We start from the raw sequence: 26,479 nt of genomic DNA on the forward strand, positions 1-26,479 counted from the left end.
CCAACAATGGTGATGGCACATGGACGTTGGCTGATAACGCAGTTGCTACGCTAGCAGAAGGTAGCTACCCAACATCGGTAAGTGCAACAGACGCCGCGGGCAATACGGTGACCAATACAGGTACGGTAATAATTGATGTCACCGCGCCTACGGTTGCGATTAACGATCTAACCACCAACGACACCACGCCTGAGCTTACCGGTACGGTGAACGACCCGAATGCGGTTGTGGTGGTGACCATTGACGGCAACGATTACACCGCTACCAACAATGGTGACGGCACGTGGACACTGGCTGATAATATCGTCGCCCTGCTTGCGGAAGGCAATTACACGGCTGTGGTTACCGCCACAGATGCGGTAGGCAATCTTGCTACTGACACGGGTACAGTTGTTATCGATACCACTATTGATGGAAACAATAACGGTCAGACAGTAACGTTCGACAGTATCTCAAACGACTCTGGGGTGGCTGGAGACTTTATTACTAGCGACAGCACGCTTATTTTCAATGGAACGGTTGATCTTGGTGACAATACTACCCTAACCGTTACCGTTGATGGCACGTCCTATACCTTTGGCACTGACCCTGAACTTACCATTGATGGCAGCGGTAATTGGAGCCTTGATTTAACAGGCACAACGCTACCAGCAGGTACCTACGCGGTGGTGGCAACCGTCACCGACGAAGCAGGTAATTCGGCAAGTACAGCAAGTCAGAATGTTGTTGTACAGGCCCTTGATGCTATAAACGACGGTAACACCGTTGATATGGGCGAACCTGTGGTTACTGTAAATCCACCGGAAACCACCAGCGACGTGCAGGTGATTGGCTTAGCAGAATCTACAGGTGGCGTGGATGCAAGCGCCTCCTTTACCGTTTCCCCTAACCATGTAGGTGAAGTGCTGGTAGAGGTTGACCAAATAGCACTAGTGGCTGTTGCCGATGCCTACATTGTTGAAGTGTATAACGAGAGCGGCCAACTCGTTTACAAAGGAGTAAGCGCAAACTCACAACTTGCCGATGTCGGTGGCCTAGACATTTTTGATGTTACCGGCGATGAGACTATTTCGTTCTCGTTAGCAGGCCTTGATGCTGGCAACTACAGTGTGGTGGTCCGCAATGATGAGAACTTACTTGAAGACTTGTTAGACAACGACAATAGTAACGATGTTAATCTTGAAGAACTTGGTTCAGCTGGTGTTGTACTTGGGCCAGACAATCAAGCTGTTGTTCTTGATACTATTGAAACAACGTTAAATACCGGCGTTTTAGGTATCCCAATTGGTACGGTTGGTACGCAGGTAAGGGGAGTATTAGAAGTACTTCTAGATACAACCACAGTAATTGGCGCTGGACAGCTTGTTAATTTACTTACCGCGCCTCTTGATGCAATTGGTTTAACTGGCTTCCTTGATGACATTCTAAGTGTCATTGCCGATGCATTGCTCAGCAATACATTAACCTTATTGCAAGACACTGATATCACCACCACATTGACCGAATACACTTATACGGGTGACTTAGTAGCCCAAGGCAACCTAATCGACGGTGATATTAGTGGTGTAGGCGCCGACACTATCTTAAACGGGGCCCAAGTAACGCTTGTTACCAACGCCTCTGGTGATAGTGTGGCTGTTCCTGCTACTGGTACCGTTACTATTCAAGGTGACTATGGCGTACTGGAAATTGCTGCAGACGGCACTTACACCTATACCGCCGATGGCGATCGTAGTGCAATTGGCCAAGACGAAGTGTTTAACTACACCTTATCAGATGGTGAAACTTCTGACGTTGCGGCGCTTACCATCACCATATCTGGGAGCGACTTCCCGCCAGTAGTAGCTCAAACCGATAACAATGACATGGAGTTTGGCGCACAAACGGCCATTGTGAATGCACCCGTTACCGACAGTGACTTCCACGTGCTTGGCTTAACCGAAGGCTCACCAGCAGCGGGCTCGCCAGAGGCTAGCACAACGCTTACCGTTGATGCTGGTTTCTTTGGCGAAGTGGTTGTAGAAGTTAGCCAAACAGCGTTAGTCGCCGTCGCTGATGCGTATCGTGTTGATATTATAGATGCCGATGGCAACGTGGTCGCCTCAGCTATGACGCCGGACAATCCGTTAATAGGTGATGTAGCTGGCGTAAACCTAATCGGAGTAACCGGTGACGATACGCTGGTTGCAAAATTCTCTGGGCTACCTGCCGGTGATTACACCGTGGTTGTACGCAATGATGAAAGTGCCCTTGAGACACTATTCGATCAAGATAGCGACGGATCAATTACGCTAACAGAATTAGGTGATGGCGGCGTAGTACTGGGTGAAGAAAACCAAGAGGTGGTGCTAACTGCTGTTGAGGACGCACTAAACGGCACTGAAGCCAGTATATTAAATGGACTTGGTTTAGGTACAGTTGTACGCAACTTCATTTTGGAACCAGCTTTAGGTGCAGCAGATAGCATAGGCGCTGGCGACTTGGTCAGCACTATAACTAATGGTCTTAACGCTCTTGGGTTGGGCCTTCTAGCCGATAGTGTGTTGGATGCGGTCGCGGCAGCATTGCTGAGTAATACACTTACCTTGCTTCAGTCTACCGATATAACTTCAACACTAACGGAGTATCAGTTTGAAGGTAGCACGACAACATCGGGTAATGTTATCGATGCCGCTAATACTGGCGATGTTGCTGATAGTATTGCGGAGGGCGGTGTAGTGACGCAAGTTACCCATACCAATGGTGAGTCGGTGACTGTATTGGGCACTGGGCTATCGGGCATTACTATTGAAGGTGATTATGGCGACCTCACCATATTTGAAGACGGCAGCTACACCTACGTAGCTAACGGTGTACGCGACGGCTTGGGTAGTACAGATAGCTTTAGCTACACCATTTCAGATGGCAGGAATACCTCTACCGCCAATCTTAACTTTAATTTGTCAGGGCAAGGGGTATCGGCAGACTCGGCCCGCGCTGAACTCATTTATGATTTTGCTAGTAGCACTGGTTATGCTGAAGCCGAGGCGCTTGAATACACTTGGCTGATTGGCGCTCTTGGTGTTGTTATTCCTACCACCGTAGATACCCAAAGCAACACGTTTACAGTGGCAACTGATACCACTATGGATCTTAACTTAACAGTGGATGGAGGCGATCTATTATCATTAGGCTCAGGTCTCGATCTATTCATTGAACGAAATAACAACGGCACGTGGGAAGTTGTAGAGACATTTTCCAGCGATCAGTTAATAGGCCTATTAGGCCTCGACGGTAATGGTGTATTTACTTCTTATGGCCTAACGGAAGGTGAGTACCGAGTGACAATGAACGTAGACACAGGAGCAGTCAGTGCTCTAGGTGGCGTTAGTGTCGATTTAAGCTCAACAGTACACTTTTTAGATCAATTTGTTGTTGAAGAAATACAAATCGCCACAGGCAACCTGTTCGAAAACGATGTTCTGTTTGGCCCAACATACGACGTAACCGTATCTACCGATGGAATTAACTTCCAAGACGCTTCAGGCGGCATTACGTTGGTGGGCGAGTATGGCACGCTGCAAATTGACGAAACTGGCGCGTACACTTATACCCCGGACAACACTCAAGCGGTGTTTGGTGGCACCTTAACGGATACCTTTACTTATCGTATAGAGTATCCAGACGGTACTGTCGAGCAGGCAGAGTTTAACGTGTTTGTGACGGCATCTGGTGAAGGTGTACCTGAGGTCGTGACAACCACTTCATCTGAGTCTGTAAGCGCGTCAGACAGCAGCGGCACCGTTGTTACTGATGAGCCTACAGCACCTGACATCATTGACTTAACAGGGCAAACACTTCAAATGGTTGACCTGAACGCAGAAGCCAGACTGGCAACACCAGAAAGCGAGCCGACGGCCCCTCTCATGAGCACTGAGCCAGTAGAAAGCATAGCGCCTGTAGAGGATACACCTGAAACTATTACGCTACCTGAAGAGGAAGTGAGTACGCTCGGTACCACCGTAGGTGATGATTTTGGCGGTGGTGACACTATCGACTTATCAGGCACTACATTAGACACGGTTGATATCGGCAGCCCTATTTCAACTGCTCCAGAAGAAACGAGCCCGCTTACACCAGAAAGCACCTTGCCTGACGACACAATCACGCTACCAGAGGAAGGCGATATTGTCTCAGCTGGCCCGGTGACAGAGGTAACGGAGGATGTTGTAGATATCGGTCTTCCACCTGAAGATTTGATTCTGCCTTCGACAGAACCTGCGCCTACAGATTCGGGAAGCGAAAGCGTGACGTCTGGTACAGGTGGCGAAGTGGTGGGCGAAACTTCTACGGAAAACAGTGGTGATGTGACAACAGCTTCTCCGACGGAGTCTGAAGTGCTGAAAACAGCAATAGATAAACTTCCACCAACGGATATCTAGTCTGGTCACGAAGTTAGCCTTAAGCCCTCGCATTTAACGAGGGCTTTTTTTGGAGCCTAGTATCACAAGCTATTTAATGCCAATCCGCATAGATAAGCCATTTTAGCCGCATAAGCGCGTTGTTATAAAACACTGCACCTTGTTGATTAATCAAAGGGTTTCGTATTTTTTGGAACTACGTATAATAAAGCTTCCTACGCATTAGGTCCCCATAGTTTAATGGATAAAACAAGGCCCTCCTAAGGCTTAGATGTTGGTTCGATTCCAGCTGGGGACGCCATTCTGGCTAGCTGAAACTCAAAATTAAGTAAAACTTCTTATACACTTGTTCCCCTGTCGTCATTTTTATTTCTTCTACTTTGGTTGTAATTTAATCGAATTAGACAATACTCTTTAAAACAGGAGAGCAATATGACTTTCGATTTCCCCCCAACCGAAGAAACCGGCGACGATGCTGAAACACCTAATGATTCAGTATTCACGGAAGAAGAATGGGTTGCCATTGAGGCATTGTCTGAGCCCGGCGCTATTTTCTAAACGATGAAATTTTAAAAATAATCCCCATCTCAATTACAATTGCCGATGCGAAGCCTAGCGTTACTGCCCCGCAGTATGAATGCTTTACAATAGACCATCAGGTACAAAATAACGTATAAAGAGCAATATAGTAGTTAGTGTGGGGGTTAACATGAGCCAATTTGAACACGACGATATCGATTCGTTTTTTGCAGAGATGCAAGATGTAAAACCTATCGCTTCAGATGATAAGGCTGTTTTACACGACCCTGAGAAGGCGCTCGCCGAAAAACAAAAAGAGCAGCTATAAAGTTAAGCGTTCGCGAGAAACTCGCTAATCCACTGAGCATGGAAGGTGTAAAGCCAGTACCTCCTGATGACTTTATACATTTCCAGCAGCCAGGTATACAAGACGGCGTATTTAAAAAGCTTCGCCTTGGCAAATATCCGTTGGAAACCAATGTCACATTATCAGGAAAAACCCTAGAACAAAGCCGGGACCTGATTTATAGCACTATTAAGTCAAGCCACGAACGCGGGGTTCGTGCCCTGCTCATAAAACATGGAACGGGTGAAAATAGTAAGCCATTTCCTGCGCTGAAAAAAAGCTACGTAAATCATTGGCTACGTGAACTTGATGAGGTGATTGCCTATCATACAGCACAGCCTATGCACGGCGGATTTGGCGCCACCTATGTGTTGCTGAAAAAGCACCCTCAGCAAAAACTAATAAACAGAGAAAAAAATAAGAAGGGATAAAGTGAGAGACAAGTTTTACGGGCTACGGCAGAGCATTGGGTTCGTCTCGTTTTAAGCTTTTTAATAGCCCCAATGATTAACGCCCGTATCAAGCAACTTGATACGGGCGTTAGAATTTTTCTTTCAGACTACTTAACTGAAGACTGCACACTTAGCGTTGTTGGAGCTTCGGCAGACTTCGCAGATGTGCTAAAAACAGCAGTTACGAACATCAGCACTACAGCTACAGCCACTCCGGTTAAGCCAAACCCTTTAGAAGAACGATTCATCGGTCGTCTCTTATTATTTAAACCAGCTGGCACATGCCTTTCACTGGTACAACCCTAACTCAACTCCTGTAACCTAATTGCATTCCTTGCTTGCACTACAATAGATCAGTGACAAACTGATGACAAGGGCAAAAATCAGATTTTTGACACTTTGCCAAAGCTTTGACGCCTATTTATGGTATGTGCATTTATTAAACAGTATTTTTCTAGTGACTAAAACAGGGGTTTCCCCCCTGTTTTAGTCAAAATAAGCATGTTTTATTACCCAACAAATTTACGGGCATTTCTAAAGATACGCATCCACGCACCGTCTTCTTGCCAATCGTCTGGACGCCACGAGTTTGCCACGGCTCTGAATACACGTTCAGGGTGCGGCATCATAATAGTGCTTCGCCCGTCCTGTGAAGTTAAGCCTGTGATCCCCTGCGGTGAACCATTCGGGTTTGCCGGATATTGCATGGTCGGCTTGCCGTAGTTGTCTACATAACGCATCGCCACCTGCGCGCCTACTTGTGACAGCGCGTTGTCATTGGCAAATTCAGCCTGACCTTCACCGTGCGACACAGCAATAGGCATACGCGAACCTGCCATGCCATCAAGCAGCACAGACTTAGACTCCATCACTTCGACCATTGCAACACGGGCTTCAAATCGAGCTGACTGGTTGGTGACAAAATGTGGCCAGTGCTCAGTACCAGGGATCAGTGATTTAAGGTTAGATAGCATCTGACAGCCGTTACACACACCTAAGCTGAACGTATCGTTACGGTTAAAGAAGCCTTCGAATTGATCGCGAGCCATGCTGTTGAACAATATAGATTTCGCCCAGCCTTCACCTGCACCTAATACATCGCCGTAAGAGAAACCGCCACAAGCAGCAAGACCGGCAAACTGTTCAAGGGCAATGCGCCCCGCCAACACATCACTCATGTGCACATCGATAGCATCAAAGCCTGCACGGGTAAATGCAGCCGCCATTTCTAGATGTGAGTTTACGCCCTGCTCTCTTAATATCGCCACTTTTGGCTTAACGCCTTTGGCAATATAGGGCGCTGCTACGTCTTCGTTTACATCATAAGACAACGCAGCATGCAAACCTGGGTCGGCAGCATCTTGCTTTGCCGCGTGTTCTTGTTCAGCACATTCAGGGTTATCACGCAGTTTCTGCATTTCAAACGTGGTTTGTGCCCACATTGTACGCATTGATACGCGGCTATCTGCAAGTACCGCAACGCCACCGCGACTAAACTCAATCATGTCGGTGCTATTAAGCGTACCGATATCGTGAGTCAATTCAGTTAAACCGAATTCAGTCAGTACAGCGTTAACGGCATCCATATCGCTTTCAAGCACTTGGATTACGCCACCTAGTTCTTCATTGAACAATACGGCAATGTCGTTTCCAACTAGGCTATCAAGGTTAATGCTTACACCTGTTTTACCAGCAAAGGCCATTTCAGCAACGGTGGTAAACAGGCCACCGTCTGAACGGTCGTGATAAGCACACGCCAAGCCTTTTTCAATTAACGTCTGCATTGCGTCAAAGAAGGCTTTAAGGCGAGTTGCAGAGACCACATCTGCTGGGCTATTACCAAGCTGAGTATAGACTTGTGCCAGGCAGCTCGCGCCCAAGCGATTTTTACCTTCGCCCAAATCGAGTAGCAGCAAGCGACTTGCGCCTTTGTCTGTACGTAGCTGAGGCGTTAGGGTTTTGCGAATATCTTTTACTGCGCCAAAGGCAGAGATAACGAGTGATAGCGGAGAAGTCACCGCTTTATCTTCACCGTTTTCATTCCATGCGGTTTTCATCGACATAGAATCTTTACCCACAGGAATGGTTAGGCCAAGCTCTGGGCAAAGCTCCTCACCCACTGCTTTAACCGCTTCATAAAGACCCGCATCTTCACCTGGATGTCCAGCTGCTGCCATCCAGTTTGCTGACAGTTTAATGCGCTTAATATCGCCGATGTTTGCTGCGGCAATATTGGTTAACGCTTCACCCACAGCAAGACGTGCAGACGCGCCGTGCGATAGTAACGCGACAGGCGTACGCTCACCCATCGACATCGCTTCACCGTGGTAGGTGTCAAACGCTGTTGCAGTAACCGCCACATCTGCCACTGGCACCTGCCATGGGCCTACCATTTGATCGCGACTTACAAGGCCGGTAACCGAACGGTCGCCAATGGTGATAAGGAAGGTTTTCTCTGCCACGGTAGGCAAAGATAAAATGCGATTTGCTGCATCACTTAAGGTAATGCCTGCCTCGTCTAGTGCTGGCGAGCTAACCTTGGTCGAGCTTACGTCGCGGTGCATTTTAGGCGGCTTGCCTAAAAGTACATCAAGAGGCATATCGATAGGTTTGTTGTCAAACTGGCTGTCGTTCAGGTTGAGGTGCTGCTCGGCAGTGGCTTCACCAACCACAGCAAACGGCGCGCGTTCGCGGGCACAAATTGCTTCGAACACTGGCATATTTTCAGGCGCGACAGATAAAACATAGCGCTCTTGGGATTCGTTACACCATAGCTCTAAAGGTGTCATACCAGGCTCATCAGACAATACTTTTCTAAGTTCAAAGTTACCGCCGCGGCCACCGTCATTAACCAGTTCAGGCAGTGCATTTGAAAGACCACCTGCGCCCACATCGTGGATAAACTGGATAGGGTTGTTATCCCCCAACTGCCAACATGCATCAATCACTTCCTGACAGCGACGCTCCATTTCAGGGTTGTCTCGCTGTACTGAAGCGAAGTCTAAATCTTCGTTTGACTGGCCAGATGCCATTGATGAGGCTGCACCGCCGCCAAGACCAATGTTCATTGCAGGGCCGCCAAGCACAATAAGCTTAGCGCCTACCGTAATTTCGCCTTTTTCAATATGCTCGCGACGAATATTACCTAAACCACCAGCTAACATAATAGGTTTGTGATAGCCGCGCACTTCAACACCGTTGAAGCTATTGACTTCTTGTTCAAAGGTACGGAAATAACCCAGTAGCGCAGGACGACCAAATTCGTTGTTAAACGCTGCGCCACCTAGTGGGCCTTCAAGCATAATATCAAGGGCGCTTACAATGCGCTGTGGCTTGCCGTATTCGAATTCCCACGGCTGTTCAGCACCAGGAATACGTAAGTTAGATACGGTAAAACCAACCAAACCCGCTTTAGGTTTTGAACCACGACCAGTAGCACCTTCATCACGGATTTCACCACCAGAGCCTGTTGCCGCACCTGGGAAAGGTGAAATTGCCGTTGGGTGATTATGGGTTTCTACCTTCATCAAAATATCAATGTTTTCATGATGGTATTCGTATTGGTGTGACTGCGGGTTCGGGAAGAAACGACCTGCTTGCCACCCTTCCATTACCGCTGCGTTGTCTTTGTAAGCTGAATACACGTGATCAGGTAACAACTCGTAGGTGTTTTTGATCATTTTAAACAGCGACTTCTCTTGGTCCTCGCCATCAATGGTCCAGCTAGCGTTAAAAATTTTGTGGCGACAGTGTTCAGAGTTTGCTTGCGCAAACATGTAAAGTTCAACGTCAGTCGGGTTTCTGCCTAGCTTAGTAAAGCTATCAAACAGGTAGTCAATCTCATCATCAGCTAAAGCAAGGCCTAACGACACATTTGCATTAACTAGCGCGTCTTTGCCTTCGCCTAATACATCTACACTGGTAAAAGTATTAGCTTCGGTGTGAGCAAATAACACCGCCGCATCTTCAGTGTTCGTAAACACTGACTCTGTCATTCTGTCGTGTAAGAAGCTGGCAACAAACGCAAAATTATCTTCGCTCAGAGCGTTGTCTGTTTCGATATAAAACGCGCATCCACGCTCTATGCGATTAATACTTTTTAAACTACAGTTGTGAGCGATGTCGGTGGCTTTAGAAGACCAGGGAGAGATAGTGCCGGGGCGAGGAGTGATGAGGAAGAAGGTTCCAGAAGGGGTTTGTGCTTGCCTCGCGGGGCCGTAAGTGAGCAGCTTCTCGAGTATCTCTATTTGCTGCTTAGACAAGTCACCTTGGGAATCGACTAGGTGAACATATTCGCTATATAGGTTTTTAACCCTAACGCCGGATTGACCCAGCTTTGCAATCAGTTTAGTTTGGTTAAACTCTGATAGTGCAGGAGCGCCTCGAAGGACCAACATATTGATTTACCTGGTTTGTTAGAAACAACGACCACCAATGCGACGCGTTGCCTCTTGGATTGATGAGTATTTCGGCGCGGATTATAGAGTAATTATGCGCAGTAAGTAACCTCATAACGCGCTTACATGAACTTTTTTTTAAACTTAGATGGTTTAATGACAACAAGTAAAGGTCTATGCAGTCACAAGACTATAAAAAACGATTAAAACTACAATTAATAATCATATTATCTATTGCTGTTATGAGTTGTGGCGTTCCTTCTGTTCCCACTGCCCTTTCTTCATTGTTGGAACGAGAGTCGATCCGCGTGGGAACTGTTTATGGTGCAGGAACATTTTATAACGGCGCAGAGGGGCCGCAAGGTTTTGAATATGAACTGCTGGCAGGATTTGCCGATTACCTTGGCGTGACGCTCGACCTTTACCCCTTCTACAGCTATGAAGTCATGTTAGAACAGTTAGAAGAAGGTAATCTGGACATTGTCGCGACAGGCGATGCGGTAACGCCTTCACTTAAAAGTCGTTTTGCTTACGGTCCAGCCTATCAACACGTTCAACAAGAGCTCGTCTTCCAAGCAGGGACATCGAGACCTAGAGACTTATTAGAACTTGATGCCCCTATTGTTACTGTGGCAGGTAGCAGCCAAGCTCACTTACTGTCTAGTTTATTAGGCCAGGTAACCGACCAAGCAAGTGATAGTGAAAGCCCAATAATAAAAACCCAACTTGTTACCACCGAAGATTCTGACTCCGAAGAACTGTTACAACAAGTTGCCAATGGCGACATTGCTTATACGGTAGCAGACAGTAACCGTCTAGCCCTTCAACGCAGGCGATATCCTAACTTAGCCGTGGCAAAAACCCTTAATGAAGATATGCCGATGGCGTGGGCGCTCCCATTACATCAAGATGACTCAGTGAAAGCAGCGCTGATTGAATATTTTGGTACTGTACATCAGTCAGGCTGGTTTACGGTGTTAGAAGACAAGTACTTTGGCCATATTCGCCAGTTTGATTACGTCGACAGTCGTGCGTTTAATTATGCCGCCGAGACAGCACTTGCCCAATACAAACCCTTATTTCAACAGTATGCAGGTGAATTAGACTGGCGACTGCTTGCGGCCATGAGTTATCAAGAAAGTCACTGGGACAGTGACGCTATTTCAAGAACTGGCGTTCGCGGTCTAATGATGCTCACCATGGATACGGCAAGTGACTGGAACGTAGATGACAGAACCGATCCTGAACAAAGCATTCGCGGAGGCTCTCGTTATTTTGCCAGTTTGCTCAATCGCATACCTGCGCGAATTAGCGAGCCAGATAGAACCTGGATGGCTATGGCGTCGTATAATATAGGTATGGGCCATTTAGAAGACGCACGCATTCTTACCGAGCAACAAGGTGGCAATCCAGACCTTTGGGTAGATGTAAAGCGTCGCTTGCCACAGCTTAGGCAAAAGAAATATTACCGTACTACTCGCTATGGCTATGCAAGAGGCGATGAAGCGTTACAGTATGTGGAAAATATTCGTCGTTATTATGACAGCTTAGTATGGTTGGACGAACAAGGAAAAATTTGACGCAGTTCACCTTGCTTCTCTCTTGAAAACTGTCATTTCGATGTCATCTTTGTACTGTACCCTAAAAAGAAGTTAGTCAGACACTGACTTACTTTCTCAGTAATAATTATTTTCTCAACGATGACAAGCTCTAGAAGAGCTGCAGCTCTTAAATGACAACATCTCTCGAATAACGTGAGACTTGTTCAAATAAAGAGAGCTGCGCACGAAGGAAGAAAAGTGGTCACGAAAAACATAAAGTGGCCACAACGCGAGAAAGGAGAACAAATGAAAAAAAATCGATTTATGAAAAAAGGAATAAAATTGAAAAACAACAACAGACGCAGACTTATGCTTAAGCGTTGTCACCAAAAAGTACTTCAGCGCCGCAAGCTATTTGTTACCAGCGATATGTTCACTCAGTTAACCCGTACGCCTGGCTAAGCCACCTCTATGCCATCTGGTTCACAATGATTGACCATGTAACCGGTATATACCAAATGGGCGAAAACACGAATAAGCACAACTTCAGGCAACGCTATAAATTAGTTTGAAGCATCCCCCTCTAGCAGTCTTTTCGCCTTTTTGGCAGCCTTTATTTCTTTCCTGCGCTTGCGAAAAAAATCTGACAATTTGTTAGCACATTCATCAGCTAATACGCCAGATACAACCTCAAGTTGATGATTAAGCGCAGGATGTTGCAATAGGTTCATGACCGAGCCCGCAGCGCCTGTCTTCGCATCCTTTGCGCCAAACACCACCCGCTTTACCCGTGCATGTACCAGCATACCTGCGCACATAGAGCAGGGCTCTAATGTCACATACAACGTAGCATCAATAAGTCGGTAGTTTTGCACCGCAGCTGCTGCTTCTTTAACAGCGCGTAGCTCTGCATGCGCAGATGGGTCATTATCCGTTATCGGCGTATTGAAGCCTTCACCGATAAGCTCACCGTTTAATACTACGCAGGCGCCGACTGGCACCTCACCAATCGACTCAGCCTTATCGGCAAGCGTTAACGCATGCCTCATCCACATTATGTCTTCTTCTGTCGCGATGTCTTCCATTGCGATTTCAGTCAACGGCTCCTTCACAGCCTCTTTTTCTTGCGTTTGCTTGTTTGCAAGGTCGAAATTTGGTGTTGGACGGTTGCTATTTTGGTCACTCATTCGTCAATTTTGCTACTTTACTTGGTGAAATTCATTAACATTTATTTTGTATTAGCTTAGGTAAACATTCTAACTTCTTAGAAAGTAATGACTTTTGTCACTTGGCAACCTACTTGCAATCTCTCATTATAACACTGCTAGTGTGATGGACTTAACAGGTTACATTTTTTACTAAAAAGTATGTTAGATAACCGCTATAGTACCTGAAGCGAAGCAGTAATTTTACCGATAAGTATTTAACTAAATACGGGGTGAATTAGGCAACAGGCCAAATTTTCACCTACACTGTTTTAAAGCCATTTGTGAGGGATACCACCGTGAATATGACCGCGATTGCAATAGTAGCCATTTGTGCCTGGGCCTTAGTTACCATTGTCGAAAGTGCAAAAGACAAAAGTAAGAAGAAACTTAGCAGCAAAGAAACCGATGCTTATAAAGCCGAAATTGCAGAGCTTAAGGAACGAGTTTCTGTGCTTGAGAAGATAGTGACAGACGAGCGCTACGACCTAAAAAAGCAATTTGCAGACTTAGAAAGCGACCGCGTAGCGTAAGCTTGAACTCACGTAATTCAACACACGTTCCATGGCAAGCGCGCTAGATTAAACAACGCTAAGTTTAACTGCGTGCTAGCTCCCTTCTAATAGTTTTCGCTCTGCTCGCTCTACACGCCGGGGTTTACCCGCAATCACTAGCACGTCATGGGCTTGCAAAATAGCGTCTTGGTCTGGGTCTTTAACTTCATTTCCATCCCGCCTTAGGCCCTTAATCGCTACTCGCATTCTCGAGAAATCGATATCTTTTATGGCTTTGCCAATACAGGAAGCGTGTTCGGACAACACCACAGCATGGATAAACTCTAACTTGTCTTCTGTGCCGTAAGTGATCTCTGTTGTTTCTCCCGGGTAAAAGCCGTGCATATGATCATAGCGACCTTTTCTCTCAGCTCGCACCCGTTTCAAAATGCGAGACATCGGCACGCCGGCGTAATGCAGCACCTGCGATACCAACATCAAGCTCCCCTCTTGCAGCTCTGGCACGACTTGATTGGCACCCGCGCTGTATAGGCTTTCAAGCTGGTAGTCTCGTTTGGTACGCACCATAACATCTGTAGTGCTCGTAATGCTTCGGGTCTGCGTTATCACCTGCTTGGCCTTATCGACTTGATCAAACGTAACAAGCACAAGCTTGGCACCTTCTACATTGGCAGTAATCAATATATCTTTTTGACTCGCATCACCGAAGATGACGGGCTCTCCCGCGTTTCGACTCTCGTGTACTCTGACAGGATCCATATCTATGGCAACAAAATGAATGCCTTCCATTTTCAGCATGCGAGCTACCGACTGTCCAACGCGGCCAAACCCACAAATAATGACGTGGTTGGTTAACGGCTCTGCATTACTAAAGCTCACATTGTCATCGAACGAGATATCCTTGTTAACAATACGCCTTGCTATAGTGACGCTGTTATTCATAAGCCACGGGGTTAACGCCATACTGATTACACCCATACACACAATCAGCGATGACTGCTCTGACGTTAACACGCCGTGTGTCGTAGCAAGCGCAGCAATTACAAAACTAAACTCGCCAATCTGACAAAGTTTAACCCCAGCAGACCAGCCATCTATTGCATCGGTTTTAACTAATAGAGATGCGCCTCTTACTAAAATGACTTTAACTATCATCAAAGCAAAAACGCCAAAAACAATCTCAAACAGGCTGTTCCACAGTACAGTGAGTTCTAACTGCATACCCACGGTAACAAAAAATAACCCCATTAAAATATCTCGAAACGGACGAATGTCGGCTTCAAGTTGATACTTGTATTGGCTTTCCCCCAACATCATACCCGCCAAGAAAGCGCCTAGCGCCATGGACAGCCCGAAGTAATAAGTTAGCCCTCCTGCCAATAGGGCAATCAATATAGTGGTCAGAACAAACAGCTCGTCAGTCCTTGTTCTTGCTACCTCTCTAAACACCCAAGGTAGTAACCACTTACCCACTGACATTAGAAACGCAATGACAAACACACCTTTAAGCAACGCCTCGCCTAAAGCTAGCGCAATACTTACTTCACCGGTCTGGGCTAAAAGAGGAATAGCAATTAGGAACGGAACCACCGCTAAGTCTTGAAAGAGTAAGATACTCACCGCTAATTGTGTACGCCTGTTATTAAGAATGCCCATTTCGGTAGCTTGCTTAATTACAATAGCGGTTGAGCTTAACGCCAGCGTACCACCAATAATGATGGACGCACTCATTGGAATGCCGAGAAACAGAGGAACACAGGTAAACACTGCCGTGGTAAACACCATTTGCCCTAATCCTACACCGAATACTAAAGAGCGCATTGCCAACAATTTGGGTAACGAGAACTCAAGACCAAGTGAAAAGAGCAAAAACACTATGCCCACTTCAGCAAGCAGGTGCATTTCTTCTGGGTGGGCAAACACAGATAATAGTTGCGGACCCGCGAGTACGCCGGCAAACAGATAAGCAAGAATAGGAGGGAGATGAATGCGTTTAAATAATGCGACCGCACATACCGATATAAACATCAATATCACGATATTTAAAAAGCTCGTCCCCACACTACCTCCTAAAGCTACATAAACTTCCATTTGTAAAACAAGCGCGATAAATCACGCGATTTTACGTTTTAAACTAAAGACTAGTGCCTGAAACACTTTGTTGGCATCTAGTTTGCAAAATCCCCTGTGTAAATGCAGATCCGGCAAGTTTTGCCGCTGTGATCGCCATAAATTCCGCGAAAATGCAGATGTGGCCACAGAAACGTCAGGGCTTTGACACTTGTTTCTTTGCATATCAACGCATTTTGTATAGGGGCACTACTGTGGATTTTTCAACGTCAGTCTACGATAGCACACAACATAACAATTTTTACCCTGCTGAGAGCACAGGTAAATCACTCTCTTTTAGTGAATTATCAGGCTTTATCACGCAGCTACTTTCTACTCTTGAACTACAAGAGTTAGGTGGCGTGTATTTTCAGCAGCTAAACACGTTGTTACCTATTGTCGGGTTTAGCTTGTCTGACTTTGACTCGCGTTGGGTGTACGGTAATGCAAAGATATCGTCAACACTCATTGATTTACCACTACAAGGTGCCAATGCCGTTAATGGCGATCAAGCTCATGTCTATTACTACATTAGTTCACCCTTGTCGTTATCGCAACGGGAGAGTCTATTCCAACTGCATGATTTATTTGGAAAACAAGTAAAGCACGCTCTTTCATTGATGCGTGTGCAACAGATGGCGACTAAAGATGTGTTAACTGGCTTAGGTAACCGAGCGGGCTTTGAGCAGTCAATGACAAGACAACTCGGCTGGGCGCAAAGACACGATGATCCTTTCGCACTTTTGGTGATCGACTTAGACAACTTTAAGTATGTGAATGATAATTTTGGTCATGGCGAAGGTGACAAAGTACTTGTCCATGTTGCATCACATTTATCTAACGTCCTGCGAGACGAAGACGAAGCATTTCGCTATGGCGGCGATGAGTTTTGTTGTTTGCTAGACTGTCAGTCGCAACAGCAGCTAGCTTGTGCAGCCCAGCGTATTCAAATGAGTATCAATAGCTCTAGCTACTTATCTCGCTTAGGCGTATCAACCAGCCTTGGCGGCGCGATTTATCGCGACGGCGATACGATGAGTAGCCTATTTGACCGTGCTGACAACGCCCTGTATCGCGTGAAAAATTCTGGAAAAAATAGCTATCACGCAGCGTAACGTCGCGATTCGAATTTATCAGGATGGCGGCAAAGCAATGCCGCTTTTGCACATTATTGCCATGGATACCATAAGCAAGAGTATCTAGCCCTTTCAAAAAACGGCACTTTTAGTGCTACATAGATTCAGTCGAGACTAAAGGTTATTTCTATATCTGGCGCTTTGGGCTGCAGATAAACACAACGTCCTTCAACAATCAGTGCGACAGGCTCGTCGTTAATCAAGATTGCCGGCACGCCGTTTCGCTCCCATCTTGGCACGCGCCATACCTTAAACCATTCTTTCAGCAACTTAGATACGTTCGCATTTTCTGGCTTTACTTTAAGGTTGCGAGCATTGGTTTGCAGAGAAACGGTATCTTCTTCTCGCGCCTTTGGTACTGCAATTCGAATATGGCCTCTAAGCCAAGGAAGCGCGATATCTTGGTTGGGCGCTAATTCTAGGTTTTGCGGTACTTCATGAGTAGCGTTCACCACCCAATAAAGGTCTTGGTCAAACCGTATTACCCTGCCCCATTTAAAGTTCACTTCAGGGGTTGCGTCGTGCTTTGCCTTTAGCATTGCGAGAACTTGGTCTGTCTGTGCTTTTGACGGCGACAGTTGGCCTTGAGCTCGAAACCACGCGCGGATGACCATAGCCTGCCAAGGTAAAGACAATGTAGCGAGTTTTAGCCCGTCTAGTCTTAGTTCTGTGCGTTTACAATCTTTAAAATATTGCTGGGCCGAATCGCTAACTAATGCACTTTGCTCGGCACAAAGCTCTGCGCTGCGCCCCACGGTTTTGGTTAACTTAGGCCATCGCGCCAGCAAGTGAGGTATAATTTCGTTCCTTAAGAAGTTCCTATCAAAGCTATTTTGCTGATTAGATTCATCCTCAACCCACTGCAACATTTCTTCTTCGGCATAAGCCACAATCTCGGCTTTCTCTAGTGCTAGCATAGGGCGCATTATCAAGGTGTCACCTCGGTACTGAACTTCTCCCATACCCGCTAAGCCCTGAGGACCAGCACCGCGTTTAAGCTGAAGCAATACGGTTTCAAGCTGATCTTCGGCATGTTGTCCCAATAACAGTACACCGCCTATTTGGTCACACACTTCTAACAATGCGTTGTATCGAACCTTACGCGCTTCTGCTTCCAGGCTTTTTCTCGACCCCGTATCAACATCAACTCGATACAAATGAAATGCTACGTCTTCAAGACGACACTGTAATTCGCAGTGCTTTGCCCACTGTTCGGCATTATCACTTAAACCGTGATGTACATGTACAGCATGAATTGGGCTATCAAACTGCTCCCTATATGCAATAACGGCTTGGAGCAGAACGGTCGAATCCACACCACCGCTGTAAGCAACGACGAGTGGCGTTTGAAGTGGTAGCTCTACATCAGTGAGAGATGTCGCTATGCGGTTGACGATATGTTCGATTGTTGGGGATTGTAGAGGGGTCACAGACCGGTAATACCTTATTCTTTCAACGCTATATTTTACTGAGGTTTAACTTTGTATTTGGCTAAGCACTAGCTTTCTAATAACACACTTTCTAATAACACAAGGGGGTTGGTTACCTTTGGTAAACAACCCCCTTATTCGTATACGACATTACATGACCGACATGAATTAAGCCGCCGCTCGCTAGTTTTTATAGCAAGCGTTTAAACTGATAGAACGCAGCTGTACATAACGGCTAAATTCACTTTTCATGCTAGTTTTCTTAATGAACTTATAATGAGCTTAGCAATAACCGAACGACATCAAACGCTGGTAACGCTCTTCCATCAATTTAGTCTTATCTAGCTCTTTAAGCTGGTTAAGCTGCTGCTTAATGACGGCCTTCAAATTAGCCGCCATGCCATTATGATCGCGATGCGCACCACCTAGAGGCTCTTCAACAATATTGTTAATCAGGCCTAGCTCTTTAATTTGTGGCGCACTTACGCCCATCGCTTCAGCAGCGAGTGGTGCTTTTTCTGCGCTTTTCCACAAAATAGACGCACAACCTTCTGGTGAAATAACCGAGTACGTAGAATATTGAAGCATATTAACGCGATCGCCAACACCAATCGCGAGTGCACCACCTGAACCACCTTCACCGATTACGGTACACACGATTGGAACAGTAAGCTCAGCCATCTCGAATAGGTTCTTCGCGATTGCCTCACTCTGGCCGCGCTCTTCAGCGCCAACACCAGGATACGCTCCCGGCGTATCGATAAAGGTGATGATAGGCATATTGAAGCGCTCGGCCATCTTCATAAGACGCAAGGCTTTACGGTAGCCTTCTGGTTTAGGCATACCGAAGTTACGCTTAATTTTTCGTTAGTGTCACGCCCTTTTTGATGACCAATAATCATCACCGGCTGATCATCTAGCATTGCTGGGCCACCAACAATCGCTTTATCGTCAGCAAAGGCACGGTCGCCAGCAAGCTCGTCGAATTCGGTAAAAATACGAGGAATGTAATCTAACGTGTACGGACGCATTGGGTGACGTGCAAGTTGAGAAACTTGCCATGCGCCAAGATCAGAAAAGATCTTTTTAGTCAGCTCTGCGCTTTTACCGCGAAGCTTATTGATTTCTTCTTCGATACCAACGTCAAACTCGCCACCTTGATTCACCAACCTAAGCTCTTCAATTTTTGCTTCTAGTTCGGCTATTGGCTGTTCAAAGTCCAAAAACTGTATACTCATTTCATGTCCTATTCGTACTACGCTCGTCTATGCAAACGCGAGATGTCCAATCTATCGAACTCTTACCCTTAATGGTAGAGAATTGAAACGGCTTTGTCTCCCAAACATTGTTTGAGATCGTGCAAAAGTTGGTCTTCAGGGGTAACGTACCATCTTGCACCACACGCTAAGATTACTTCAGCGTCTGGATGGGTTACCGCTAACTGAACAGGACAACTTCCACCGTTAAATGCCTGCAGGATAGATTGCATCTGACTCATTTTCTTCGGTTCAAGCAGCTGGGTATCAATATTAAGTGCCAGCGCTCTCGCGTTTTTCTCTCGTGCCTGAACAATGTCCATTACATCACGGGCGGTGATTGTATTGCCCCCAGAGAAATCATCAAAGCTGACCTGTCCCTTTATAAGCAATATTCTGTCAGTTTCTAACACACTTTCGAACTGTTCGTACATATCGGGGAAGAAACGTACGTCTATTCTGGCACTCTTATCATCCAGTGTCACTATGGCCCAGCGACGACCCCGCTTGTTCGTCATAACACGCACGCCAAGCACCAGTCCTACTGCACTGGCCATTTGGTCTTTGTTGGTTGGTTTTAAATCAACTAATCGACCGTCGGTGTAGTAACGCAGTTCTTCCGCGTACTGATTGATGGGGTGGCCGGTTAAGTACAAGCCTAGCGTGTCTTTTTCACCTTCTAGCCATACTTTTTCAGGCCACTCAGGGACATCGGCAAACGCTTGCTTCACGTCTTCTGGCTCGGTAGTCAGTAGGCCAAACATGTCTGACTGACCAAAAGACTCGGCTTTTGCATGCTGTCCAGCGGCGGCAAGGGCTTCGGGTAAACTCGCCATAAGGCTAGCGCGATGGGGACCTAAGTTGTCCATTGCCCCCGCTAATACTAGCTTTTCTAGCACTCGCTTGTTTACCCGTTTAATGTCTATCTTGGCGCAGAAATCAAAAAGATCTTTAAATGCCCCTTGGGTCTCCCGCGCTTCAATAATCGCTTCAATTGGGCCTTCACCTACCCCTTTAATCGCACCGATACCGTAAACAATGCGCCCTTCGCTATCGACGGTAAATTTGTATTTACCTGCATTTAAATCTGGCGGTAGTATTTCGATGCCCATGCGCTCACATTCATCGACAAGCGTCACGATTTTATCGGTGTTATCCATATCCGCCGACATTACCGCAGCCATGAATTCCGCAGGATAATGCACTTTCAGCCACAGGGTTTGGTAAGACACCAAGGCATAAGCGGCAGAGTGAGATTTGTTAAACCCGTAACCCGCGAACTTTTCTACCAAGTCGAAGATTTTCATCGCAAGGTCCGGGTCAATATTATTGCCCTTCGCACCTTCGGCGAACGTGCCGCGCTGCTTGGCCATCTCTTCAGGCTTTTTCTTACCCATCGCACGACGAAGCAAGTCAGCGCCGCCCAGCGAGTAGCCCGCCATTTCCTGGGCTATCTGCATTACCTGTTCCTGATACAAGATAATGCCATAGGTAGGCTCTAGAATTTCTTTCAAGCACTCGTGCTGATATTCAGCATCGGGGTAGGAAATTTCTTCACGTCCGTGCTTACGGTCAATAAAGTTATCTACCATGCCTGATTGCAGCGGGCCCGGACGGAACAGGGCCACCAGTGCGATAATATCTTCGAAGCAGTCAGGTTTAAGGCGCTTAATTAGCTCTTTCATACCGCGAGATTCCAGCTGGAATACCGCAGTTGTCTCGGCGTTTTGAAGGGTTCTGAAACTCTTAGGATCTTCAAGAGGAATAGCGCTGATATCGACATCAACGTTCTTCCCTTCTTTGATCATATCTATTGCCCACTGAATAATAGTCAGCGTACGAAGACCTAAGAAGTCGAATTTTACCAAGCCCGCCGTTTCAACGTCGTTTTGTCGAACTGGGTTACGGGGTTTTTACCTTCGTCATCACAATACAAAGGCGAGAAATCTGTGATTGTGGTTGGCGCAATAACAACACCACCGGCGTGCTTACCGGCATTTCGGGTAACCCCTTCAAGTATTCGCGCCATATCGATAAGGTCTTTCACTTCCTCATCGCTTTCATAAACTTCTGGTAGCTGTGGCTCTGCTTTAAACGCCTTTTCAAGCGTCATGCCTGGATCTGGTGGAATCAGCTTTGAGATTCTGTCTACGAAGCCGTATGGGTGACCAAGTACGCGGCCTACGTCGCGCACTACCGCTTTTGCCGCCATAGTACCAAACGTAATGATCTGCGATACCGCCTGACGCCCATAAAGCTCAGCAACGTGGTCGATTACCTCGTCTCGTCTATCCATACAGAAGTCGACGTCGAAGTCGGGCATGGATACACGCTCTGGGTTCAAGAAACGTTCGAATAGCAAGTCGAATTCAAGCGGGTCTAGGTCGGTAATTTTTAGGGCATAAGCCACTAATGAGCCCGCACCAGAACCCCGCCCTGGCCCTACCGGAATTCCGTTATCCTTACTCCACTGAATGAACTCCATTACAATAAGGAAGTAGCCTGGGAAACCCATTTGGTTGATAACTTCAAGCTCAATGCGAAGTCGGTCATCGTACTCTGGACGTTTCGCTTTGCGCACTTCTTCATCTGGGAATAGAAATTCTAGTCGTTCTTCCAACCCCTCTTCAGACACCTTAACCAAGAAGTCTTCGGTGGTCATGCCGCCGGTTGGAAATTGCGGCAAGAAGTACTCGTTTAACCGTACGGTAACGTTACAGCGCTTGGCAATTTCAACCGTATTTTCTATGGCTTCAGGAATGTCGCTAAATAACTCAACCATTTCCTCAGCAGTGCGCAGATATTGCTGGTCGCTGTATCGTTTAGGGCGGCGGTTATCATCAAGCGTGTAGCCATCATGAATACATACACGAATTTCGTGAGCATCAAAGCCTTCACGATCAATAAAGCACACTTCATTGGTGGCTACCACGGGTAAATCACGCTGCTCAGCTAGCTCAACGGCAAGGTGCAAGTAATCCTCTTCACCCTGTCTACCGGTTCTAATAAGCTCTAAATAAAAGCGGTCGGGAAAATGAGTTTTATAAAACTCGAGGGCACTGTCGAGAATTTTGGCGTTGTTTTTCATTAAACCCACACCAACATCACCATGCTGTGCACCCGATAATACAATCACACCTTCACTGTGCTCTGCCAACCATTCTTGATCAATGACCGCTCGGTGTGAGAGATGCCCGCGAAGATAGGCCTTGGATATAAGAATAGTAATATTCTTATATCCCTCATTGTTCATTGCAATAAGGGTTAGTCTGAAAGGTTCATCGCCAAAGACTTCATTAGTAACCCAAAAATCAGTGCCGATGATGGGCTTAATACCTAAGTTATGTGCCTCGGAATAAAACTTTACCAAGCCACACATATTCATTTGGTCGGTGATCGCCACGGCAGGCATGCCAAGCGCGGCCACTTTACCTAGAATAGGTTTAACCTTATTCAGGCCGTCCATCATCGAAAAGTCGCTGTGAACACGTAAATGAATAAATGGCGATGACATGATGTTATTTCTCTTCGAGTAGCGCTTTTACAGGTTTAAAACTTTTTCGATAGCAATCTAAGATGCCATATTCAGCGATGGCTTCAAAGTGTGCTTTTGTGGGGTAACCTTTGTGCCCGGCAAAGTTATATTGCGGGTAGGCCTCGTGAAGCGAAATCATATCGTTGTCTCGCTCTACTTTGGCAATAATGGAAGCCGCTGAAATTTCTGCGTGCAGGCTATCGCCTTTCACTACCGCTTCAGACTCAAAATTCCACGCAGGAACCCGGTTACCGTCTACGCGCACAAAGTCAGGCCTTACTGGCAGGCCTTCCACTGCGCGGATCATGGCGAGCATGGTAGCGTGCAGTATATTAAGCTTATCTATTTCTTCAGGGCTAGCTCTACCTATATTCCAGTAGAGTGCTTTTTCACGAATTTCTTGGGCAAGCGCTACGCGCTTTTTTTCACTCAGTTTTTTAGAGTCCGTTAGCCCTTCAATGGGATTTTCAGGGTCGAGAATGACCGCGGCGGTGACCACATCACCGACTAACGGGCCACGACCTACTTCATCAACGCCGGCAATTAACTTATGCAAACAATTCCTCCACGACAGCTTTTGCTGCTGTTTTATCAGCGTTGCATTTTAGCGTATGGTGGAGGTCGGTGAAACGGGAAATAAGGGCTGAATTATCACTTTCGAAGAAGTTGAGTAGCTGATTGCTCATATTCTCTGCATTTACTTCTTCTTGTAGTAATTCAGGAATAATAGCTTCATTAGCCAATAGATTTGGCAACGTGAAGAAAGGCGCTTTATACAAACGCTGCATAATTTTATACGTGAGTGGTGCAAGTAAATAAGCGGCCACCATGGGGCGCTTGCATAACATGGCCTCTAAGGTAGCCGTGCCTGAAGCAAGCAAGATAACATCGCTAGCTATCATCGCATCTCGCGATGTGCCTTGCGTTACCTGAATGGGTAAACGTTCCTCTGCATTATTGGCTTCCAGCAAGAGTGCTTTTATTTGTGCAAGACGATGTTCGTTAGCAGCAGGGATAAGAAATTGAATGTCGCTGCGTTTAGCATGAATAGCTTCTATGGTCTCCAGAAATACTGGAAGTAGCGTTTCTACTTCGCCTCTGCGTGAGCCTGGAAGTACAGCCAATACGGAAGCACCACTATCAACACCAAATGCCTGTCTTGCCACACTTTGGTCGGGCTCAATTGCTATAGCGTCAGCCATTGTGTGTCCCACAAAGGTATAGGGAACATGGTATTTATCGTAAACCTGCTGCTCGAAAGGAAATAAACCCAACACACGATTAGTCGCTTTCGCTATTTTATGGATGCGCTTTTCACGCCACGCCCACACAGTAGGACTCACATAGTGCATGGTTTTGATACCGCGTGCTTTAAGCGCTTTTTCTACTCTTAGATTAAAATCAGGCGCATCAATACCCACAAAAATATCTGGCGGATTTTGCTCGAAGTGAGCAAGAAGTTGCTTTTTAACTTTCAAGATGGCAGGTAGATGGGAGAGAACTTCAACAAGTCCCATAACCGACAAGGTTTCCATATCGAACAGACTATGAAAACCCGCGTTTATCATATTTGGACCGCCAATACCTTCGATAACCGCATCAGGGTATTGGCGTTTTAACTCTGCAACCATTCCGGCGGCAAGCACGTCACCAGAGGGCTCTCCGGCAACCATGCCGATACGGATAGGCGTAGACATAATTAGCGAATAATGCCTCGCTCAGAGTCTTGTAAGAACTTCACCATAAGGGCCACACCAGGGAACTCCTGTGCGGGTTCGGCAAGTTTTTCAATGGCTTCGTCTACGGTATTGCCTTCACGGTATATTGCTTTGTAAGCGCGTTTAATGGCCATAACTTCTTCTTTACTGAAGCCACGACGCTTAAGTCCTTCAGAATTAATACCCTGAGGAATATTTTTCTGACCGCTGACCATAACAAAGGGAGGCACGTCGCGCAGAATAATGCCGCCAGCCCCCAAGAACGAATGAGCACCAATCTTACAAAACTGGTGAATACCTGCGGCACCGCCAACAATGACGTGGTCGTCCATGTGAACATGGCCAGCAATCGCAACACTGTTTGCAATAATAATGTCGTTGCCAAGAACACAATCATGGGCAACGTGAGAGTTGGCCATAAATAAACAGCGAGAACCGATTATGGTAATGCTGTTGTCTTGAATAGTGCCTCGGTGAACGGTTACCCCTTCCCTAAACTCGTTATCGTCACCGATGACAAGTTCAGTAGGCTCGCCCGCATACTTCTTATCTTGGCAGTCTTCACCAATTGAAGAAAACTGATAAAATTTATTGTTTTTACCGATACGCGTTGGGCCGCGTACCACCACATGTGATTTCAGAATACAGCCATCGCCTATGGTGACGTTGTCGTCTACCACACAAAATGGGCCAATGGTGACATTTTCACCAATCGTTGCACTTTCTGAAATTACCGCAGTTGGATGGATCACGTTAAGCTATCTCTCTCATCGCACACATAAACTCTGCAACACAAGCGATATCGCCATCAACGCTTGCAGTGCCTTTAAATTTCCAAATCCCTCTGCGCTCTTTAACTAGAGCAACATCAAACTCAAGCCTGTCGCCTGGAACAACAGGACGCTTAAAGCGTGCGTTATCAATCCCTGCATACAAGTATAACTTATCATTGTTACCCATTGTCTTAAATCCTAAAACACCGGCAGCTTGTGCCATTGCTTCAAGAATTAATACCCCTGGGAAAATTGGCTGTTCAGGGAAGTGCCCCATGAAACACGGCTCATTGATAGTGATATTCTTATAAGCCTTTACAGACTCACCCAGAACATAGTCTGTTACACGATCAACAAGTAGGAATGGATACCGATGAGGTAACAGTTCCAATATTTCCTGAATTTCGATGGTATTAAGTGAATTGGCCAAAAACTTTCTCCTGTATACAAGCATGACCTACAACTATTTTATACCAATACAGATGATTGATTGGCATTCTGGTCAAACTCGCCGTAAAAACTAAAAACGGCGGCAACCATACGCTGTTAAGCGCAAAAAACAAATCAGACCAACACCTTTGGGGAGTTGGTCTGATAAATTTTACAACTGACTAGCGCAGTTATTAGTTAGTTTTGCTTACTTGCTGAAGAACTTGCTCAGATAAATCGTGCTCTTCTTTTGCAAACGCAACTGCACCAGAGTTAAGTACTAGGTCATAACCTTGCTTTGCTGCAACAGAGTCAATAGCTTGCTTGATTAGGCCAAGAAGCTTGTTGCGCTCTTCGTTGCTGCGACGTTGAATGTTTTGCTGTAAAGGTTGACCTTTTTTAGCTAGCTCTTCACGCACTGACAAGATTTTTTGTTCTAGTTCTTTCTTCTCTGCATCGCTCATAGTCGCCGCGTCGCGCTGAAGACGTTCTGCGTAGAACTGACCATCACGCTGCAGTTGATTCACTTCTTCAAGCTGATCTTTAAATTCAGCCTGAATAGCGTTTTGAATTTCAGCCGCTTGAGGCATCGCTTGGAAAATACCTTGCACATCGACAACTGCAACTTTCTGCTCTGCCATTACAGATGTACTAACTAAAGCGCTACCCAGCATTGCTCCTGCAACGATATGTTTAACCAACTGTTTCAAAGGGAACT

The 26,479-nt window shown here is 46.3% G+C and carries 16 protein-coding genes, 1 tRNA gene and 3 pseudogenes; 8 read left to right on the forward strand and 12 right to left on the reverse strand.

The window, feature by feature from the left end:
* From KUL49_RS00005 to smrA, 4 genes and pseudogenes are all read left to right on the forward strand, one after another.
* The coding region (locus KUL49_RS00005; protein WP_207308445.1) for a BapA/Bap/LapF family large adhesin at positions 1–4,421 on the forward strand (4,421 nt) is incomplete at its 5' end.
* 205 nt (positions 4,422–4,626) lie between these two features.
* Positions 4,627–4,701: transfer RNA gene (locus tag KUL49_RS00010), tRNA-Arg, on the forward strand.
* A 131-nt stretch (positions 4,702–4,832) separates the two neighbouring features.
* Positions 4,833–4,958: a hypothetical protein gene (locus KUL49_RS20975; protein WP_258312595.1), complete on the forward strand. Its 126-nt coding sequence runs from the start codon at positions 4,833–4,835 to the stop codon at positions 4,956–4,958.
* A gap of 151 nt (positions 4,959–5,109) precedes the next feature.
* Positions 5,110–5,696 (forward strand): annotated as a pseudogene (gene smrA / locus KUL49_RS00015) (DNA endonuclease SmrA).
* A gap of 128 nt (positions 5,697–5,824) precedes the next feature.
* On the opposite strand, the gene KUL49_RS20730 reads toward smrA, so the two are convergent.
* Together KUL49_RS20730 and purL are read right to left on the reverse strand one after the other, a co-directional pair.
* Positions 5,825–5,965: a hypothetical protein gene (locus KUL49_RS20730; RefSeq protein WP_162889815.1), complete on the reverse strand. Its 141-nt coding sequence runs from the start codon at positions 5,963–5,965 to the stop codon at positions 5,825–5,827.
* Between the two features lie 261 nt (positions 5,966–6,226).
* Positions 6,227–10,114, reverse strand: coding sequence for a phosphoribosylformylglycinamidine synthase (purL, locus tag KUL49_RS00020; RefSeq protein ID WP_131135896.1), 3,888 nt, complete (start codon positions 10,112–10,114; stop codon positions 6,227–6,229).
* 176 nt (positions 10,115–10,290) lie between these two features.
* Here purL and mltF point away from each other — a divergent pair, with 176 nt between their 5' ends.
* Positions 10,291–11,694 (forward strand): membrane-bound lytic murein transglycosylase MltF, encoded by a 1,404-nt coding sequence (gene mltF / locus KUL49_RS00025; protein ID WP_069943872.1) that lies wholly within the window; start codon positions 10,291–10,293, stop codon positions 11,692–11,694.
* 267 nt (positions 11,695–11,961) lie between these two features.
* Complete coding sequence (locus tag KUL49_RS20735; protein WP_014975860.1) at positions 11,962–12,117, forward strand: hypothetical protein; 156 nt, start codon at positions 11,962–11,964, stop codon at positions 12,115–12,117.
* Positions 12,118–12,218: 101 nt separating this feature from the next.
* Here the strand turns inward: KUL49_RS20735 and tadA are convergent, their stop codons facing one another.
* Positions 12,219–12,842, reverse strand: a complete 624-nt coding sequence (gene tadA / locus KUL49_RS00030; RefSeq protein WP_131135897.1) for a tRNA adenosine(34) deaminase TadA — start codon at positions 12,840–12,842, stop codon at positions 12,219–12,221.
* Positions 12,843–13,165: 323 nt separating this feature from the next.
* Here tadA and KUL49_RS00035 point away from each other — a divergent pair, with 323 nt between their 5' ends.
* Positions 13,166–13,393 carry a hypothetical protein gene (locus tag KUL49_RS00035; RefSeq protein ID WP_014975858.1) on the forward strand — a complete coding sequence of 76 codons (228 nt, stop codon included), beginning with the start codon at positions 13,166–13,168 and terminating at the stop codon, positions 13,391–13,393.
* A 75-nt stretch (positions 13,394–13,468) separates the two neighbouring features.
* Here KUL49_RS00035 and KUL49_RS00040 read toward each other — a convergent pair whose 3' ends face one another.
* Positions 13,469–15,436 carry a cation:proton antiporter gene (locus KUL49_RS00040; RefSeq protein WP_131135898.1) on the reverse strand — a complete coding sequence of 656 codons (1,968 nt, stop codon included), beginning with the start codon at positions 15,434–15,436 and terminating at the stop codon, positions 13,469–13,471.
* A 263-nt stretch (positions 15,437–15,699) separates the two neighbouring features.
* Between KUL49_RS00040 and KUL49_RS00045 the strand changes: the two genes are divergently transcribed.
* On the forward strand, positions 15,700–16,599 hold the full coding sequence (locus tag KUL49_RS00045) for a GGDEF domain-containing protein (RefSeq protein ID WP_014975856.1): 900 nt from the start codon (positions 15,700–15,702) through the stop codon (positions 16,597–16,599).
* Positions 16,600–16,724: 125 nt separating this feature from the next.
* On the opposite strand, the gene tilS is transcribed toward KUL49_RS00045, so the two are convergent.
* The 8 genes and pseudogenes from tilS to KUL49_RS00085 form a co-directional block, all read right to left on the reverse strand.
* On the reverse strand, positions 16,725–18,050 hold the full coding sequence (tilS, locus tag KUL49_RS00050) for a tRNA lysidine(34) synthetase TilS (RefSeq protein WP_131135899.1): 1,326 nt from the start codon (positions 18,048–18,050) through the stop codon (positions 16,725–16,727).
* A 282-nt stretch (positions 18,051–18,332) separates the two neighbouring features.
* A pseudogene (gene accA, locus KUL49_RS00055) lies at positions 18,333–19,288 on the reverse strand (acetyl-CoA carboxylase carboxyl transferase subunit alpha).
* A gap of 68 nt (positions 19,289–19,356) precedes the next feature.
* Positions 19,357–22,820, reverse strand: a pseudogene (dnaE, locus tag KUL49_RS00060) (DNA polymerase III subunit alpha).
* Between the two features lie 4 nt (positions 22,821–22,824).
* The gene (rnhB, locus tag KUL49_RS00065; RefSeq protein ID WP_014948565.1) at positions 22,825–23,397 is read right to left on the reverse strand and encodes a ribonuclease HII; all 573 of its coding nucleotides are present in this window, start codon (positions 23,395–23,397) and stop codon (positions 22,825–22,827) included.
* Positions 23,390–24,538 carry a lipid-A-disaccharide synthase gene (gene lpxB, locus KUL49_RS00070; protein WP_131135900.1) on the reverse strand — a complete coding sequence of 383 codons (1,149 nt, stop codon included), beginning with the start codon at positions 24,536–24,538 and terminating at the stop codon, positions 23,390–23,392. Before lpxB ends, rnhB begins: the two co-directional genes overlap by 8 nt.
* A 2-nt stretch (positions 24,539–24,540) precedes the next feature.
* Positions 24,541–25,311, reverse strand: coding sequence for an acyl-ACP--UDP-N-acetylglucosamine O-acyltransferase (gene lpxA / locus KUL49_RS00075; protein WP_014948563.1), 771 nt, complete (start codon positions 25,309–25,311; stop codon positions 24,541–24,543).
* A 1-nt stretch (position 25,312) separates the two neighbouring features.
* Positions 25,313–25,762 (reverse strand): 3-hydroxyacyl-ACP dehydratase FabZ, encoded by a 450-nt coding sequence (gene fabZ, locus KUL49_RS00080; protein WP_014948562.1) that lies wholly within the window; start codon positions 25,760–25,762, stop codon positions 25,313–25,315.
* A gap of 193 nt (positions 25,763–25,955) precedes the next feature.
* Positions 25,956–26,471, reverse strand: coding sequence for an OmpH family outer membrane protein (locus KUL49_RS00085; RefSeq protein ID WP_039230508.1), 516 nt, complete (start codon positions 26,469–26,471; stop codon positions 25,956–25,958).
* Positions 26,472–26,479 lie beyond the last annotated feature (8 nt).

Origin of the sequence: Alteromonas sp. KUL17 (assembly GCF_006538305.1) — a bacterium.
Lineage (GTDB): Bacteria > Pseudomonadota > Gammaproteobacteria > Enterobacterales > Alteromonadaceae > Alteromonas > Alteromonas macleodii.